Consider the following 16,533-nt stretch of genomic DNA (forward strand, 5'->3'; position numbering starts at 1 on the left):
AACATCTGTCAATCATTATCCAAAGTCACAGCGAAGAGCAATTATTCACACTCTTTGACATGCCGCAGATGCATAATCAAAAAGCTGCTGTCTTTCCCTGTGAAAAACAACAGCTTCTCTATCGTTATATTACAGATGGGGAAAAAATTCCGCCACACGCCGCAGGCGCTCCCGTTCCAGCTCCTCCCTGCGGTCAAAGAGCTCGCGATATGCCATGATATACTCATCCAGATGCCCTGCAAGAAGGCGGTGCTCTGCCACATAGCGGTAGGCATTCTCCGCGAGCGTGCGCCTGAGATCAGCGCGGCGGATCAGGAGGTCGAGCTTCTGTGCGAACTCCTTTGGACTGCGGTAGATCAGCCCCGTCTCCCCGTCGCGGACCGTCGACGCATAGACCGTCGGTGCGGCGAGCACCGCCGCACCGTTCCCTGCCGCCTCGATGAACTTGAGGTCGGATTTGGCACGGTTGAACTCCGTATCGTTGAGCGGCAGGAGAGCGATATCTGAGGAGCGGAGCGCCGCCATATAACGGTCATACGACACAAAAACATAGCCGGACTGTATGCCGCTGATGAATTGTTTTTCCTCCGTCTGCAGGGCCTCATAGAATCCATAATCTGATACCACCATGAACCGGAGTCGTTCTCCATGTTTATGGATGGCCTCATTGATCAGCGGCATCAGCGGCTCCCAGTCCGCGCGGCGGTTCAGCGCCCCGAAGAAAATCGTCACCTGCGGTGTGTTCTCATCATAGCTGCGTACGGACGGCAGCTCCGCCAATTGGTTCTCAAAGAGATAGATATACGGGTTAAACTGCCGCAGCTGATCCACCAAATACTTCGTGGAGGTTTGTATCGCAGAGGCAGCACGGAATGAGAAAAAGTTCCGTGCGGCAAGATCGCCGATTGCCGACGGATGATCATCAACTTCCTGGAGGAAAATATTATGATGTTCCCCCAGCTTCTTCATTATCGCGCAGACAGCCACATCTGGTCTCACATCACCGCGTTCCAATACGATAAGTGTATCCCGACAATCCGCAAAATCATAGAAATCAAGTGCCGCATCGCCTTCCCGCACGGCTCCGCTCAGAAAGATATCGCCGCGCCGCTCCAACGCACCAAGCGGTGCATCGAGGCGAATGCTCGTACATGCCTCGACACGATTCATGATCATCATGGGCAGTGGATACACATCCTGCTCGTACGCCTTCCGCAGCTTTGCAGATACCGAAGGAAGCAGGGGAGCAATGACACTTTGCTCCTCCGCCATCCGTGCAAGAACAATCCGATAATCCTGCTCCTGCGTAATAAAGATACGCTTATGCCAATATTCTTCGACCAGTCGGCGCCACTCCACGCGGCTGCGCACGATGACCTCTGCCTGTGCGCCCTCCTGCCCCTCATGGCGGCGGTAGAGACTGAGAGGGCGCGCAAAGATGACCGCATCGCCGCGCTCCATGAGCTCCAGCCACATGGCACAGTCCGAAATGGTCTGATAGCCGCGCGCCTGTGCCCGCCAATAGTGGTGCGTGAGATCACTGCGCCGAAAGAGTACGGCAGATGGCTCACCGAGGAAATTTGAGCGGTCCATCAGCGTCGCCCGGCCGACTGCTGCACCGCGATAACACTCGTACGTCCCGTGTACCGGCACGTTCCCCTGCCACAATCCGAGATAATTTCCGCCGCCGTCGACCACGCCGCGCAGCGACGTGGTCAGAGTAATGCCCGGCTCACGCAGAAAGGCATCCATCATGCGCGTGATCTTGTCGGGCAGGAGGATGTCATCGTCCATGCACCACTGCAGATACTCCCCCTGTGCCAGACGCTCGAACGGCATAAAATTCTCCGCCTTGGTCCGTGCCGCGCGATTGCGCACATAGCGGATGCGCACATCGTCCCCGTACGCCTGCATCAGCTCCGCCGTCCGCTCGTCCGTGCTGTTGTCGCAGACGATGATCTCGATGTTCGGATAGGTCTGTGCACGGGCAGATTCGAGTGTTTCACGGAAATAATCGGGACGATTGTAGGTCGGAATCATGATGCTGACGAGCGGTGCATACAGAGCCGCACTGCGGCAGGTCGCACGCACGAGGGCAGGATCCCACGCCTCACCGATGCCGTCGAGCGCTCTCTGCCAGAGCATCTCCGGCACACCGACATCCAGTCCCCATCGCTCCAAGAGCGGTGGACGCATGGCAGTCAGCGTCAGATCCCAGAGCTCACACTTTCCCGCTGCACGGTGTGCAGCATAGGCAGGCACACGCAGGAGTGTATATCCTGCGCAGCGCAGGCGGAACGAGAGGTCAATATCGGCGCCGCCGCTCCCCTCAAATGCTTCATCAAATTGTCCGTGCCGGAAAAACGCCGCACGCCGCACAAGAAGTGCAAAGCCTTCAAGGAATGCACTCACCGTGGTTTCCTTACGATGCTCACGCACCCACGCTTCCGGATCTGAGCCCTCTGCGGCGATGCTTTCGGCGTTGATATACTGCCATGAAAAGATCGTGTGATTTCCATAGGGACCAACTGCAGCGACGCGCTCATCAAAGAAGAATACGCGCTCCATCGTCCCCAGACTTTCGGCAGTAAAGATCACGCCCTCCTGCAGAAAGAGCAGCAGATCGCCCGAGGCTGCCTCTGCGCCGCGATTGTTCCATGCAGCAGGATGCTCCTCCGCCACAGGGAGAATACGGCAGGGCAGATCATGGAGCTCCGCCCGCACGGCGTCCTCCGCTCCCTGCGGAACGGGGACGATCACTTCTGCCGCAACATTCGCCGCAGACGCTGCCGCAAGGGCGGACTCTGCCGTCTCTCGCAGATATTCCCCCGCCTCCGTCAGCGTAAGAACAATGCTGAGCGCGCTCACGATTTCAGCGTGCGCAGGAGCATGAAGTCCGTCTGCCCCATCTTTGCCGCGACCTGAAGAGCCTTTTCCCGCTCACCAATCTCATGCAGGAGGAGTGCCATATTGCGCAGCGTCACATCACAGCCGGGATCAAGCTCAAGTGCCGCCGTCAGAAGTTCCCGTGCGCCCGCATAGTCATTCTGCACGTATGCCGCACCGGCGAAGGCATTGAGTGCCGCCGTCTTCTCGGCGGGGCGGATGGGCTGCGCCATGATCTGTGCTGCCTGTGCCTTTGCATCACCGGAGGACTGAGATGCCGGCGCAGCAGGAACGGATCCCGGCAAGGCACTGTTCATCGGTGCCGTCGGCGCAGCGGCAAGTCCCAAGAGGGCCGCGAGATGCGGATACTCTGCACGCGTTCTATCCTGCGTGAGGCGCGCATCGAGCCCCGCACGCCGCTCGATCTCTGCGCGCTGTGCGTCCGTAAGCACTGCCTGATGCAGGGAAAGGATATTCTCGTAGAGCTTCAGCGCATCATCCGTCCGCTTCTCCCGCTGACAGATCCGCGCGAGCAGAATGCGCACATCGACATTGTCCGCATTGATGGAGAGTGCATTCGAGATCCAGTCTGCCGCACGCTTGTAATCTCCCATCTCGAAGTAGGCATGTGCCACGTCTCCATAGCACTCCTTCGGCGGCTCTCCCTGAGCAAGGGCATCGGCAAAGGCATTGATCGCCTCTGCGTACTGTCCTTTTTTCAGATACGCATGAATCTGCTCTGCCGTAATGATTTTCTTCTCTGCCATCGTCATCGTCCCTTTCATCTGCCGTTTCTCTTCCCGCCGCGCACGTTTTCGGCGTGCACGTTCTGCGCGGTTTCTCTTACGTTTTTTCATGAAGATACCGCTCCCATATCATCTGATACGCGTCCTCCATTGCGCGGACATAGCCCATGCCGTTCATCAGCGGAGAAGCGCGCATCATGCGCGGAACAGCCGTCTGCAGTGCACCGAGAAGTTCCCTGTCACGCGCCAGCAAAACGGCTCGTTCGATATACTCCTCCGTACTGTCCGCAATTAACTCGGAAAGCCCTGCATTGTGCAGGAGACTCACGCCGAACCGTGCGCCATGGCGCGTCCCTGCCCGCACGACGACAGGAAGCCCCATACAGAGGGCCTCGCATGTCGTCCCGCCGCCCTGGTACGGAAATGTATCCAGAATCACATCCGCATCCAGATAGTCCGCGAGGTAGTCCTTTGACCCCGGCCGCAGCTCAAGCCGCGCCGGATCGATCCCCGCCCGCACGGCGCGCTTCTTCATCCGCGTCAGCGTCTCCTTCAGCGGATGCACATTCTTCAGCAGGAGCCGCGCCGTGGGCACAGCGCGCAGGATCTCCCCCCACGCCGTCAGCATCGCATCCGTGATCTTTGCGAAGTTGTTGAAACTGGCAAAGACGACGTTCTCATGCGGGGTGCGCTGCAGGTGCTCATAGGGACGGAACCGCTCCGACGGGGTAAAGCATAGATGTGTCTGCGGCAGACGCAGAATCTGCTCTGTAAAATGCGCCTCTTCCCCCGGCGGATCACAGAATGGATCACCCAGGAAGTAATCCATCGCAGAGAGTCCCGTCGTATTGAAGTATCCGATGCCCGAGAGCTGCACAGGCGCAGGCGCATGCGCGGCGATCATCAGTGTCTTTCCGCCCGCCGAATGTCCCGCCAGATCAAAGAGGATGTCGATCCCATCGGCATGGATATGTGCCGCCGCCTCCTGTGGGCTGCACTTCGACAAGTCTTGATAGCCGTCCGCCATCCCAGCGACCCAGTCCGTCACCTCGCTGTGCTGCCCCCCGACATCGTAGAGATGGACGGAGAAGCGTGCTCGGTCGTAGGCGGAAAAGAGCTGTACGGCAAAGTTCAGGACAATGTGGTCCGTCATGTTCGGCGAAAGATAGCCGATGCGCAGCTTATCACGATGATGCGACGCGTGGGAAAACTCTGGCAGTGTCCCGAGCATCTGTGCGTATACTGCATGGGCATCGTGCATCATCGCATCCGTAATGCCGTCCACATAGTGGAGGTACATGAGATAGTTGCTCAGTGCAGCAAGGCGATCTCCGTGGTTCTCACGCGGCAGCTCCCACGCCAGCCGCAGATGCGGCAGTGCGGCGGGGAGGTCGGCCAGCCAGTAGAGCAGCTGTCCCATGCGCTCATGCAGTTCCCATGCCCGCTCCTGCGGGAGCATATTGTCCCGTTCGATTTCCCGCAGCGTCCGCAGTGCTGTTTCCAGATGTCCTGCTGCCATCGCCTTTTCCACAGGGGCAAAGACACGGCTAGAGGGACGTGTTCTCGCTCTCCCACTTTGCCCAGATGGCACGATAGCATTCCTCCATTTCACGGATATACCCCGCCTGATCCATGACGGGCGATGCCTTCATCCGATCGCGAAGCTCTCGATGCAGGGCATCGAGGAGATCGAGGTTTCCCGCCAGAGCCACGGCCGTCTCGACATAGTCCGAGAGGCTGGTCGATGCGAGATCGGAGAGTCCAATGTTTGCCAGAATACTGTACGTGAAACGCGTGCTGTGGCGTGCTGTATAGTACGAAATGACAGGGACGCCCATGTAGAGGGCATCGCAGGTCGTCCCGCCGCCCGGCCATGGGAAGGTGTCGAGAGCGATATCCACATCGAGATAGCGATTCATATAATCCCGTGAGGCCTGCTCAAACTGCACACGGTTCATATCAAAGCCGAGCCGCTGCAGTCGCTCGTACGCCGACTGCACCACCCCCGGTTTCGAATAGGCATTGTTTTTGAGGAGAAGCCGCGCCTGCGGCACACGTTCCATAATCTCCTGCCACGCACGCAGCACAGGATCACGGAATTTTTGATACTGGTTGAAGGATGCAAACTGGATATAGCCGTGCCCCCGTGCCGGCGTTCCCGTCGATGCAGGGAGGTGCGTATACCCATTATAGCAGAACTGACTCGTCAGGCGCAGGAGTTTTTCCACATAGAACGCCTCACTTCCGCTTCCCTCGGGGTCGCAGCAGTGATCCGTCACGAAGTAGTCCACCGTCCGGAGCCCCGTCGTTGCCATGTAGCCAAGCCCCGAGAGCTGGACAGGTGCCGGCTTCCAGGCGAGAGCAGCAAGCCCCGTGCCCGCCGTATGTCCCGCAAGATCAAATAGGATATCTACCTCATCCGCATGGATCTCCCGCGCAATCCGCTCCATATCCCGCTCATGCGCTGAAAGATCACGCCACCGCGTCACGAGTGTCTTAAAGAAGTCTGTATACTGATCTGACTTCCCAAGACTGTATACGTAAACGTCAAACGCACTTGCATCATACCCGGCAAGAAACGGCCATACAAAGTACTGCATGACATGCTGACGAAAGTCCCCGGAGATATAGCCGATGCGAATCTTATCCTTTTTTCGCCGTTCCTGATGCGTGCAGGGCCGCACATCAGCAAAGAGCGCGCCATAGCCTAGGCTCTTCTCATAGACCTCCTGCGCACTGACATCAGCCGCATTGAGCTTCAGAAGTCCGGCACCATAGTAAACGCGTTGGAGAAACGGATCTGCCGCCTCACGCGCATAGGCAATCGCACACTGCGATGCCAGTTCCGCATCACTGTCCGCAGGCGCATGATCTGCATATGCCTTCAGAAGCGCTGCCCGAACCTCCGGTACAACGGAGAGACCTTCTTCGACCCGCTTAAGCCCATGCTGTACACGTTCAAACACGCCATTCTGTGTTCCCGGCACAATCCCCGAAACCGAGAGGTAGAGCCGCGCCCCCTCACGGTCCGCGGGAAGCCCCTGTGCAGACATTGCCCACCGTGCCGCCAGCGGGGCAGCACCGCCGAAGTGATAGCCCCACGCAAGGCTCATGCGCTGCTCCGCAGAGAGTGCATCATGCCCATCCAGTTGATGTGCAGCAGTGAGAACCGCATTCCAGTCTTGACGGGAGGCGGCACGGGCAAGTTCATCACTCAGCGCAGCGGAAGATCGTCCGTCTCCCTGTGCAAGGACGCGCTCGTAGGCACGCTCCAGTACAAATTGAAGCATCCCCGCATCGCAAAAATCAATCAGCCGCCAGCGCAGCAGTCCATGACACGCTGACAATCGTTCACGGTCAGCGCACAGAGCCAGGCACGCAGCTGCCGCTTCTTGTACGTCACATCGTGGGGGAAGCTCCAGTTGACACAGCAGATGTTTCGCATAGCGATCCCGCACTAGATGCTCGGCGGTAATCAAGGGAATCCCATGCTCTGCCGCATGGCAGACATCGATGAGATCGACCGACATGCCAAGCACGACATCCAGTGTATCGTATGGTAGATCATCCACAAAGTCAAGGGACGACCCCGCACTGCCGCGCGCAGCAATCTGCTCGATGTCCTCTGCGCTCAGCCCCCCCGCAATGGATGCGGGCAAGACGAGATGCACATCGCCGATCGCGGGCAGCAGGCACGACAGGAGTTCCAAGAAATGGGAGGATTCGCCTGCCGTCATGCTGCCGCTCACGCCGATGGTTGGGATGCCCGTATCGAGCAGCGGTGCACGATAGGTATATGCCGCATCCTGCTCGATCTGCGTATAGCAGTAGGGGAAGACCTCCTGCCCATCGACCATCGGAAGGCGCATGGCAAGCCCCTCGGGAACATGCTCTGCGAGCGACACGATATGCTCTGCCGGTCTCTGCCGCATCACCGCAGCATGATGCTCGCTGACCGCATCGAGCGAGAGATCGACGAGCAGATCGAGATGATCACGGCGAATGAGCTCTGCTGCTCCTTCAGGCGTACACGTACCGACCTCACGTACCGCCGCCTTCTCAGCAAAACGTAACGAATCGCCGCCGATCTCCGTATGATAGGCATAAATTTCATAGCGAAAGGCATCATACGCCATAAAGAACATGGGCAGCAATTCGCGCAGGCGGCCTTGTCCGAGATCCGCAGAAAGATAGCCCAGCCGAATCTTCTGCACCTTGCGTCGTTTTACCGCATGTGCCTTCTGCTTTTTCTTCTTTTTCATCATAGCCCCTGTCCGACATTTCTCAATGCCATGATATAAGCCTCTTCCAGCGCACGCATATAATCCGCCTGATCCATGAGCGGCGATGTCTCCATCTTCCTGCGCAGCGTGCAGTGTATCCCGTCCAAACGATCCAGATCCTCCGCCAGTGAGACGGCACAGGAGATGTATGCCGAGGCAGATGTGACCGCCAGCTCCTCCGCACCGACGAGGTGCAGCATCGCATAGGAAAAGCGCGTGCTGCGCCGCGTACCGTACATCGTTACCACGGGTACGCCCATATAGAGCGCGTCGCAGGTCGTCCCGCCGCCCGGCCACGGATAGGTATCGAGCGCAATATCCAAATCGAGATAGCGCTCCATATAGTCCGTCGTCGCAGGTTCCAGCAGGATGCGGTCAAGATCAAATCCCAGCCGTGCAAGGCGTTCCTCTGCCGCTCTCCGCATCGCAGCGGCAAAGAACACCTGCGACTTCAGCAACAGTTTGGACTGCGGTACGCGTTCCAAAATCTCCCGCCATACACAGAGCATCTCGTCGGTCCACTTGCGGTACTGGTTGAACACCCCAAAGAGGATCGCTCCACGCTGACGCGCGGGCGTCCCCGTCGGCACGGGCAGTCCCGCACGCGGAACGTAGACAAACTGACTTGGCAGGCGGATCAGCTTCTCGGTGAAATACCGTTCACGCTCACCATCAAGGGGATCGCACAGCGCATCCGTGAGGAAGTAATCGACGGCAGAGAGCCCTGATGTCGCCATATAGCCGAGCCCCATCATCTGCACGGGAGCGGAGCGTCGTGCGAGCACGGGCAAGGCGCCGCCCGCCGCGTGTCCCGCCAGATCGACGAGAATATCCACCTCATCCGCATGGATCTGTTCAGCGATCTCCTCCGCCGTGCGTCCGCCCATCTCCCGCCACTGATCCGCATGAGGCCGCAGCGCCGCCGTCACCTCATCCGGCTGCTCCGCCGTGCTGTATACATAGACCGCAAAGCGCGTGCGGTCATACATCGTCAGAAAGGGCTGTACGAAATGCTGCAGAACATTGCGGCGAAAATCCGGTGAAATATAGCCCACGCGAATCTTTTGATGTGCGTATGGGGTTCGGCAGTCATACTGCGGCACATGGGCGAAGATATCGCCGTAGGCACAATGCGCCCGAAAGAGTTCCTTCTCTTCCACATCCTGTGCATTCTGTGCCAAGAGGAAGGAACTATACAGAGAAGGATCCGACGGCTCCTCCTCGTAGGCGCAGCGATAGAACTCCGCCGCCCGCACATCCCCCATCCGATAGGCGACGGCAGCACGCAGCCGCATGAACTCATGGCGCAGTGCACTGCGCCCCGTGCTCAGATACTCCTCCGCGAGAGCCATCGCGCGCGGCAGATCTCCCTGCCGCTCCACAGCATAGGTATAGAGATAGCGCAGCATATCGTCCTGCCCGCCCGCAGCAATGGCGCGTTCCGCGATCTCCTGTGCCGCAGCATACTGCTCCGCGCCGAGCAGAGCAAACATACGATCACGCAGGGCCTTACTGTCCTTATAGATACTATCGTCATGATCATCGATGGACTTTAGCGGTTCACTGTGCTGTTCATAGATTGACCATACCTGCTCGTATGCCATACCGACCGCCGCTCCATACCCTGCGGCATCCATCACAGGCGACTGCGCCAGCATCTGACGCAGCCCCGTGTGCAGTGCATCTAGGATCGATGCATCTCCTGCAAGAGAAACGGCCAAGGCGATGTACTCCTCTTCCGTATGAGCGATCAGTGCCTCCGCCCCGATATTCGTGAGGAGCGATGCACCAAAGCGGCTGCCGAGTGTCTCTCCTGAAAGCGTCACGACGGGCACGCCCATATAGAGTGCATCACAGGTCGTCCCGCCGCCGGGATAGGGGAAGGGATCCAGTGCAATATCCATACGATTGTATGCGGCGAGATAGTCCGGAGAATTCCCCTCTGTATCCACGCGGCTGAGTGAGATGCCTGCTGCCGCAATCCGCGTCAGCATCTCTGCGCGTGCATCCTCTTCGGAAAAAACCGCCGCTTTGAGAAAGAGGCGGCTCTCCGGCACACGGCGCAGGATCTCTGCCCATACGCGCAGGACATGGTCATTGACCTTGGTAAAGTTATTAAAGCTGCCGAACACAATACTGCGCCCTGCCGTCGGAGCGTGGGCGGGGGCAGGGGCAGGTCGGAGCGGCTGCCAGCAAAAATGCGTCGCAGGGAGGACGAGCAGTTCCTCGGTAAAGCCCTGCTCCGCATCCCCTGCGGCAAGAATGGGATCGGCAAGGAAGTAATCCACGGTCCTGAGACCTGTAGAGGAGAAATAGCCGATGCCCGAAATCTGGACGGGCGCGGGACGATAGGCGAGAATCGGCAGGGTGCTGCCTGCCGTATGCCCTGCGAGATCCACGAGAATATCGATGCCGTCACGATAAATCGCGTATGCCGCCTCCTCGGGCGTGACGTGTGAGAGATTGCGGAACCCCTGCACCGAACGCTTGACCTGCTCCGTATAGCCATCCTCCGTGCCGAGCGCATAGGCCGTTACCGTAAAGCGCGCAGGGTCGAGCGCCGTCATCAGCGCATACGAAAACGAGAGTACCACATGCTCTCTGACATCGGGAGAGAGATAACCGATGCGGAGCCGCTGCCCTCGTCGGTGTGCACAGTGATCGAACGTCCGAATCTGCGCAAAGAGCGCCCCGTACTCCTCTGCCTCCCGCTTCTCCTCGGCAGGTGCCGCAGGAAGATAGTGGCGGTTAAAGAGCACATTGCTCGCATTGAGCGCACGCAGCGTGAGATTTGGCGCAGCATCGCGCGCACGCGCGTAGAACTCCACCGCCTTTTCCGCAGCCCCAAGAAAGCGTGCACACTGCCCCGCGAGATTATAGACCTTCTCCGCGACCTCCGCAGACATGGGAGCGCCGAAAAGAGGGGTCAGTACACGCAGTGCCGCCCTGCGCTCTCCCATAAGGAGGTGAATGCGTGCACGAAGGAATACCGTATAGGGTTCCTTGGGCAGAAGTGCCCGGCACTCCTGCCATGCCTTCAGGGCCCCCTTCGCATCCCTCTCCTCAATGCAGAGCGCCGTCAGGAGACTTGCCGCTTCCGCCGGCTCATAGCGACGCAGCTTCTCGATGCTGCGCCGCGCTTCTCTCACGGATCCGCGCTCAAGCGCCGTAAAGATACGGTCACGCAGTGCCTCAAGCTTCTGCCCGTTCATTGCCGCACCTCCGCCAGCCGCGCAATTCTCCGCAGCATCTGCTGTGCTTCGGGTGCTGCGAGAATCTCGGTACAGGAACGCGGCAGGAGGACGGAAAGAGCCCCCTGCTGCTCTGCAGAAAATCCTTTTCCACAGGCTGCACCGACGGCAGCAGCACACTCCATTTCCTCGATGAGCGATGCCGCCGCCGCATTCGCATCCCCTGCGAGCAGGAGGCGGCGGCGCGGCGGAAACTTTGCCCTACTACGCCGATCATAGTAGAGCGCTGCGAGGGGAACGTCCGCGCCTGCCAGCACCGAAGCGAGAAATGCCGCATCTGCCTCACGATCATAGATCCCGTTCAAAATCTCAATCAGCGCGGCATCGTCTGCCCCAACCTTTGCCATGATCCGCAGAAACGCCGCAAGGAGCGGTGCATGGCGCGGATTCAGGCGAAGTGCATGCTCCGCCGATAGAATCGCCTCCTCCTTCGCATTGCGCAGCAGTGCTGCCTCACCAAGGCGCATATAGGCCGTTGGAAGAAGCACGGCGGAGAAGTCCCCTTCACGGTAGTATTCCTCATGCAGGCGGATCCCCTCCGCGTAGGCGGCACACGCCGTCATAATATACGACTGATCCCACGCATACGTTCCGTAGATCAGCGGATAGTCCGCTTTCTCCGGAAGTGCCGCGCGCGCCGCATCATACGCCTCTCGAATCTCCGCATCCGATGCCCCCATCAGAATAAGAGACTGCAGGAGAACCGCATGAGGGCGGTTCTCCGAACCGACCGGCCGATCCGTGCTGTCCCGTGCGAGGCGTGCATAGTGTGCTGCCTGCGGATAGTCCTCAAGCGTATAATAGCAGTCCATCAGATGGTATTCGTCGAGTTTCGCGTACTCTCCGCGTGCACGGCGCACAAGGAGGAGCTCCAGATCACGCTGCGACTTGCCCTTGATGATGCGCGGCGAGTAACCCGTGTGATAAAGCGTCAGTCCGGGCGCGATCATCATCTGCCGCGCCGTATCGCCGCTGAGATTCTCTATGTGCTCATGAATGCTGCCCACAAAGCGGATGTGCGGTGCGCGGCGGAAGATGCGCTGCACCTCAGCACTTGTCCCGAGAAGTGCCCCCGTATCCACGTCGATATTGACGAGATGCACGATGAAGCCGTCAAGATACGGATGTGCGTCGTACTCCTCAAGCAGAGGGCGCACGCGCGGATTGCTCTCCTCCGTAAAGTACTCATCGGCATCGGGGAAGACGATCCAGTCGCCCGTCGCCGCATCGAGCGCAAAATTTTTCGCTGCGGAAAAATCGTTGATCCAGTCGAAATGGAGCACCCGTGCACCGCCTGCACGTGCGACCTCCACACTGCGATCCGTCGAGCCCGTATCGACGACAATCATCTCGTCGGCAAAACTGCGCATCGAGGTGAGCCAGCGCGGAAGGTTCTCCGCCTCATTCTTGACAATGACACACGCTGAGATTTTCATCCGATCCACTCCATCAATTCCCTCGCCTTGCGATGTGCAGGAGCCGTCGCCAGCGCCTGCATGAGATACTCACGTCCTGCGTCCGCATCGCCCATGCGCACTCTACAGAGCCCTGCCCTGTAGAGTGCCTCCGCGCCGCCCTGCTGCGCGCAGAGTTCCCATGCAGTACGTGCCTCCGCATCGCGTCCCGCCGTCATATAGGCATCGGCAGCGGCGTACAGCTCCTCGACACCGTATGATGCCGCAGCGCGCAAAAAACGTTCGGTCTGATCCGTATCCGCATAGCGTACAAACGCCTCGCGCACGAGATGCAGCCCCTCCGTACTCTGCGGGCGCGGGACGGCATCCGGCTCATCATAATGCCGCCAGAACTCCTGTATCGCGCACGGCAGAAGGCTGCGCAGCCGTTCATAGAGGCGCAGACGCCCTGCATGCGTGGATTGTTCGAGACGGAGCAATACCTCGGGCATCTCCCGTACGTCTCCCGCAAGCGCTCCAACAATATGCTGCCCCAGTTCCACGGGCGCATCCGAACGCATCCACTGATAGGGCAGAGGCTCTGGAAACTCCGTGCCCGTCTCCTGCTGATACGCATCACGTGCCGCCTCACCCAAATGCAGCCAACCGTAACTGTCAGCAAAACGGATAAGATAAGAAAGGACCTCGCGATCCCTGCCGAGCCGCTCCCGCAGTGCTGTGAGCAGCGTGCCCGTATCCATACCGCGATGCAGTTCCATAAAGGCATCCAGGGGCTCCTCACGCGCCGTTCCAAGAGAGAATGCACGTGAAAGTTCTTCCGCTGCTGCCGCACGTTCCCCTGCGGCGGCAAGAAGACGCGCACGCGCTGCGGATACCGTCCCTGCCCATGCAGAAAATGCCGACGCCTCGCCTTCTGTCTCCTCGGGCTGCTCATAGAGCTCCATCGCACGCGTCAGTTCCGGTAATGCCGCCTCTCCGGCAGCATCCAAAAGCAGTCCAAGCCGCCCATGAAAGTCCGGCAGGTGCGGGAAGGCCTCACATGCTGTGCGTGCCGCTGCGATCTGCTCGGCAAGCGGTGTATTTTCCTTCTCCATCGCATCGAGCAGAAGGTGATGCAGATGACTCTGTGCACCGACCGATATGACATGATCTTCCCGTGCGGCACGTGCATAGAGCAGTGCCGCCGCATACTGTCCGAGGCCATAGTAAGTATCGGCAAGGTAACGATAATCCCCGGGGCGGATCCCCTCCTCGCTGATGCGCCGCTCCATCAAGGCAAGATTACGCACGTGCTTCGCGTGCATCCGCCCTGTCGAGTACCCCACATGACGGATGGAAAGGGCGGCGATTTCATGATAGATCTGTGGCTCACCGTCCTTCTTTCGCAGTGCCTCATGCACCCTTCCCTCGTAGAAAAGCCCGCGGCCCATCCGCAGGAGGCGGATGTGCGGCGCACGCCCGATCTCATGGTCATCATCATCCTCATCCACATGCACAATCGGCAGAAGGACAGCATCTTTATGCGGCATCACGACATCCATCATGGCAAGATAGGACCGCAGTTCCGAGGGATCGAAGAAACTCTCATCCGCATCGAGCACCGCTGCCCAGTCAGCATCCACGTGCACAAGAGAAGCATTGCGTGCGGCGGCAAAATCGTCCTGCCACGTGAAATCATAAACTCTTGCCCCTGCACGTTCCGCCAACGCCCGCATGCCGTCCGTCGACCCGGTATCAATCACGATGCGTTCATCTGCATAGGCCGCGGCATTTTCAAGCCAGCGCTCCATATCCTGACGGTCATTGCGTGCAAAGACGCATGCTGCAATGCGGATCTCATGTGTGTGGGCATCGATACGCTGCCAGATCTCCGCACGGCGCTGCAGCTCCGCTCTCATCTCATCCGTAAAAAAGGACTGTTCCGTTCCCGTGGGGGACGCCAGCTCCAGTGCCGGCGCAGCTGCCTCAACTGCCGCGCCGTAACGATGAAATGCAGCAAGAGCCTCCGCATACTCCGCATGCATCTCGGGCAGCTCCGGGAATGCCTTCACTGCCTTCTCTGCAATATCGAGGTAGTTATCCCGCCGCATTGGCTGCATCCCATAGATACGCAGCAGAATACGCCATGAGCGGCTTGCGTAAACGACACCACGCCGTCCGAGTGCCACATCTTTGCGTGCGTACTGCTCTGCATGATGAACATCCCCCAGATTGTCATAAGTCTCCGCGAGATAGCCCCAAATCCGCTCCGGCTCCTTTGTCTCGGCGAGCTCTGCCAGCAGAATGCGCAGATTGCGCTCTCCTTTCTTACGTGTAAGCACGGCAGAGTACCCCGTGTGTACGAGAGTCAAAAGATTCGGAGCGACCGTATTTGCCTTCGGCGCTGCACCATCCGCATCACGCAGCTCTTCATGAATGTGCCCGATGTAGTGTCGCCCTGCACGGCGGCGGAAAATTCGCGGCGCATAAGAGTCAAGCAGTGTTTCACCCGTCATCTCATCAATATTATGCCAGGGAACGAGAAGCACCTCACCGTCATCCGCGTCGGCCATCTCGATCGCCGTGCGAAGATTCCCCCGCGTCTCCGCGGAGAAATATTCATCTGCATCGATGAATATGACCCAATCGCCCGTCACGTGGGAAAGTGCCGCGTTGCGCGCCGCAGCAAAGTCATCCGCCCAGGGAAATTCGTGCACGGCGGCTCCGCAGGTCTGCGCAACTGCCATGGTATCATCATGAGACCCCGTATCGACAACAATAAGCTCATCCACGGCAGCTTTCAGGCTCTCGATTGATTTTTTCAGATGTACGGCATCATCGCGCACAATATAGCAGGCACTGATGCGAATATCCTCTCCGATTTCAGCAGAAGTTCCCTGCATATATGCCCTTTCTCTCTCCTGCCATGACTTTGCTTGTGCTTCATCCCCCAGATGCATATAGATCTGAGTGAGACGCGCCGCCACTCGCGCGGCCACCATGGGGTTAAAGAAGCTCGAATCGTGAAGTTCTGAAAAACCATGATCAAATTTATCCAGTGCCGTCATCAGGCTCTCTGCTGCCTCAGGATATCGTGACAGTCCGCAAAGAATCATCCCGCGCTGCGCATAAAAATCGGGAAGATCCGGATACTTCGCAAGAGCCTCGTCGGCAAGAGCAAGCATTTGTGAATCAGAATAGTGCAGTGCACGCATCGACTCAATCATCTGATGATAGATCTTGCTCCCTGCGCCAACAAGGATGACATCGCTTTCCAGCACCCTATGCGACAGGGAAAGAACACGCGGATAATCCTGCAGTCCGAAATAGCAGTCCGCAAGATAAGCATCGTGCATCGTCGTATGCCCATGCCGCGCCGCATCCTCCTCCAGCATGGCAATATTGCGTTTTATCTTCTCAGGTCCGCGTTCTGAAAGATATCCCGTATGCCCAAGAGAAAGCTCTTCATCTGCATAGACCAGGATCCGTTCTTGCCCATCGTCACGCAGCGGCTGTTCATGGATCATTCCCTCATAGTGCATCCCCGGCATACGGAGAATCCGCGGGCTGTAGTCCTGCTGTGCATCGATCATGGATTCATCCGTAATGAATGAATAGCGCCGCACCATGATAATATCAAGCTCAGGGGCGGTCTGTACAATATTCCCGATGGTCTCATGCAGATGTTTCGGATGCAGAAAGTATTCGTCCGCATCCAAAAAAATAACAATATCTCCCGTCACGTACTGCAGGGCCTTATTGCGGGCAAGAGAAAAATCATGTTGCCATGCGAAGTCGTGAACTTCCGCCGAAAACTCTGCGCACACATCCCGCACCACAGGACTCCCGGCTGTCGATACGACGATGATTTCATCTGCCGCAGCTCGTACAGAGGCAAGAGAACGGCGCAGCTCCTCCGCTTCGTCCTTGACAATATAGCATGCAGATACCCTCATGCAGCCCCCCCTCTCTC

Annotated in this window: 7 protein-coding genes; all 7 read right to left on the reverse strand. The window is 58.4% G+C overall.

The window, feature by feature from the left end; all coding sequences use genetic code 11:
- Positions 1–129 precede the first annotated feature (129 nt).
- The 7 genes from ADJ74_RS02995 to ADJ74_RS03025 are packed head-to-tail and all read right to left on the reverse strand — an operon-like array spanning position 130 to position 16,516.
- Positions 130–2,868 (reverse strand): glycosyltransferase, encoded by a 2,739-nt coding sequence (locus ADJ74_RS02995; protein ID WP_050341761.1) that lies wholly within the window; start codon positions 2,866–2,868, stop codon positions 130–132.
- Entirely contained in the window at positions 2,865–3,743 is an 879-nt protein-coding gene (locus ADJ74_RS03000) for a tetratricopeptide repeat protein (protein ID WP_050341764.1), read from the reverse strand. Before ADJ74_RS03000 ends, ADJ74_RS02995 begins: the two co-directional genes overlap by 4 nt.
- On the reverse strand, positions 3,730–5,223 hold the full coding sequence (locus ADJ74_RS03005; protein ID WP_371257530.1) for a hypothetical protein: 1,494 nt from the start codon (positions 5,221–5,223) through the stop codon (positions 3,730–3,732). Before ADJ74_RS03005 ends, ADJ74_RS03000 begins: the two co-directional genes overlap by 14 nt.
- A complete protein-coding gene (locus ADJ74_RS03010) occupies positions 5,180–7,897 on the reverse strand; it encodes a hypothetical protein (protein ID WP_050341766.1) in 2,718 nt (905 codons plus the stop codon). The genes ADJ74_RS03005 and ADJ74_RS03010 overlap by 44 nt, the downstream gene beginning before the upstream one ends.
- On the reverse strand, positions 7,894–11,127 hold the full coding sequence (locus ADJ74_RS03015; RefSeq protein WP_050341767.1) for a hypothetical protein: 3,234 nt from the start codon (positions 11,125–11,127) through the stop codon (positions 7,894–7,896). Before ADJ74_RS03015 ends, ADJ74_RS03010 begins: the two co-directional genes overlap by 4 nt.
- Complete coding sequence (locus ADJ74_RS03020) at positions 11,124–12,602, reverse strand: glycosyltransferase family 2 protein (RefSeq protein ID WP_050341769.1); 1,479 nt, start codon at positions 12,600–12,602, stop codon at positions 11,124–11,126. The genes ADJ74_RS03015 and ADJ74_RS03020 overlap by 4 nt, the downstream gene beginning before the upstream one ends.
- Positions 12,599–16,516 (reverse strand): glycosyltransferase, encoded by a 3,918-nt coding sequence (locus ADJ74_RS03025; RefSeq protein ID WP_050341771.1) that lies wholly within the window; start codon positions 16,514–16,516, stop codon positions 12,599–12,601. The genes ADJ74_RS03020 and ADJ74_RS03025 overlap by 4 nt, the downstream gene beginning before the upstream one ends.
- Positions 16,517–16,533: the final 17 nt, after the last annotated feature.

The organism is Selenomonas sp. oral taxon 478 (assembly GCF_001189555.1).
Lineage (GTDB): Bacteria > Bacillota > Negativicutes > Selenomonadales > Selenomonadaceae > Centipeda > Centipeda felix.

Excerpts from the sequence above, each read along its gene's own strand:
- ADJ74_RS03025 (WP_050341771.1), bottom strand. The coding sequence starts at position 16,516 with ATGAGGGTATCTGCATGCTATATTGTCAAGGACGAAGCGGAGGAGCTG.
- ADJ74_RS03000 (WP_050341764.1), bottom strand. The coding sequence starts at position 3,743 with ATGAAAAAACGTAAGAGAAACCGCGCAGAACGTGCACGCCGAAAACGT.
- ADJ74_RS03015 (WP_050341767.1), bottom strand. The coding sequence starts at position 11,127 with ATGAACGGGCAGAAGCTTGAGGCACTGCGTGACCGTATCTTTACGGCG.
- ADJ74_RS03020 (WP_050341769.1), bottom strand. The coding sequence starts at position 12,602 with ATGAAAATCTCAGCGTGTGTCATTGTCAAGAATGAGGCGGAGAACCTT.
- ADJ74_RS03010 (WP_050341766.1), bottom strand. The coding sequence starts at position 7,897 with ATGATGAAAAAGAAGAAAAAGCAGAAGGCACATGCGGTAAAACGACGC.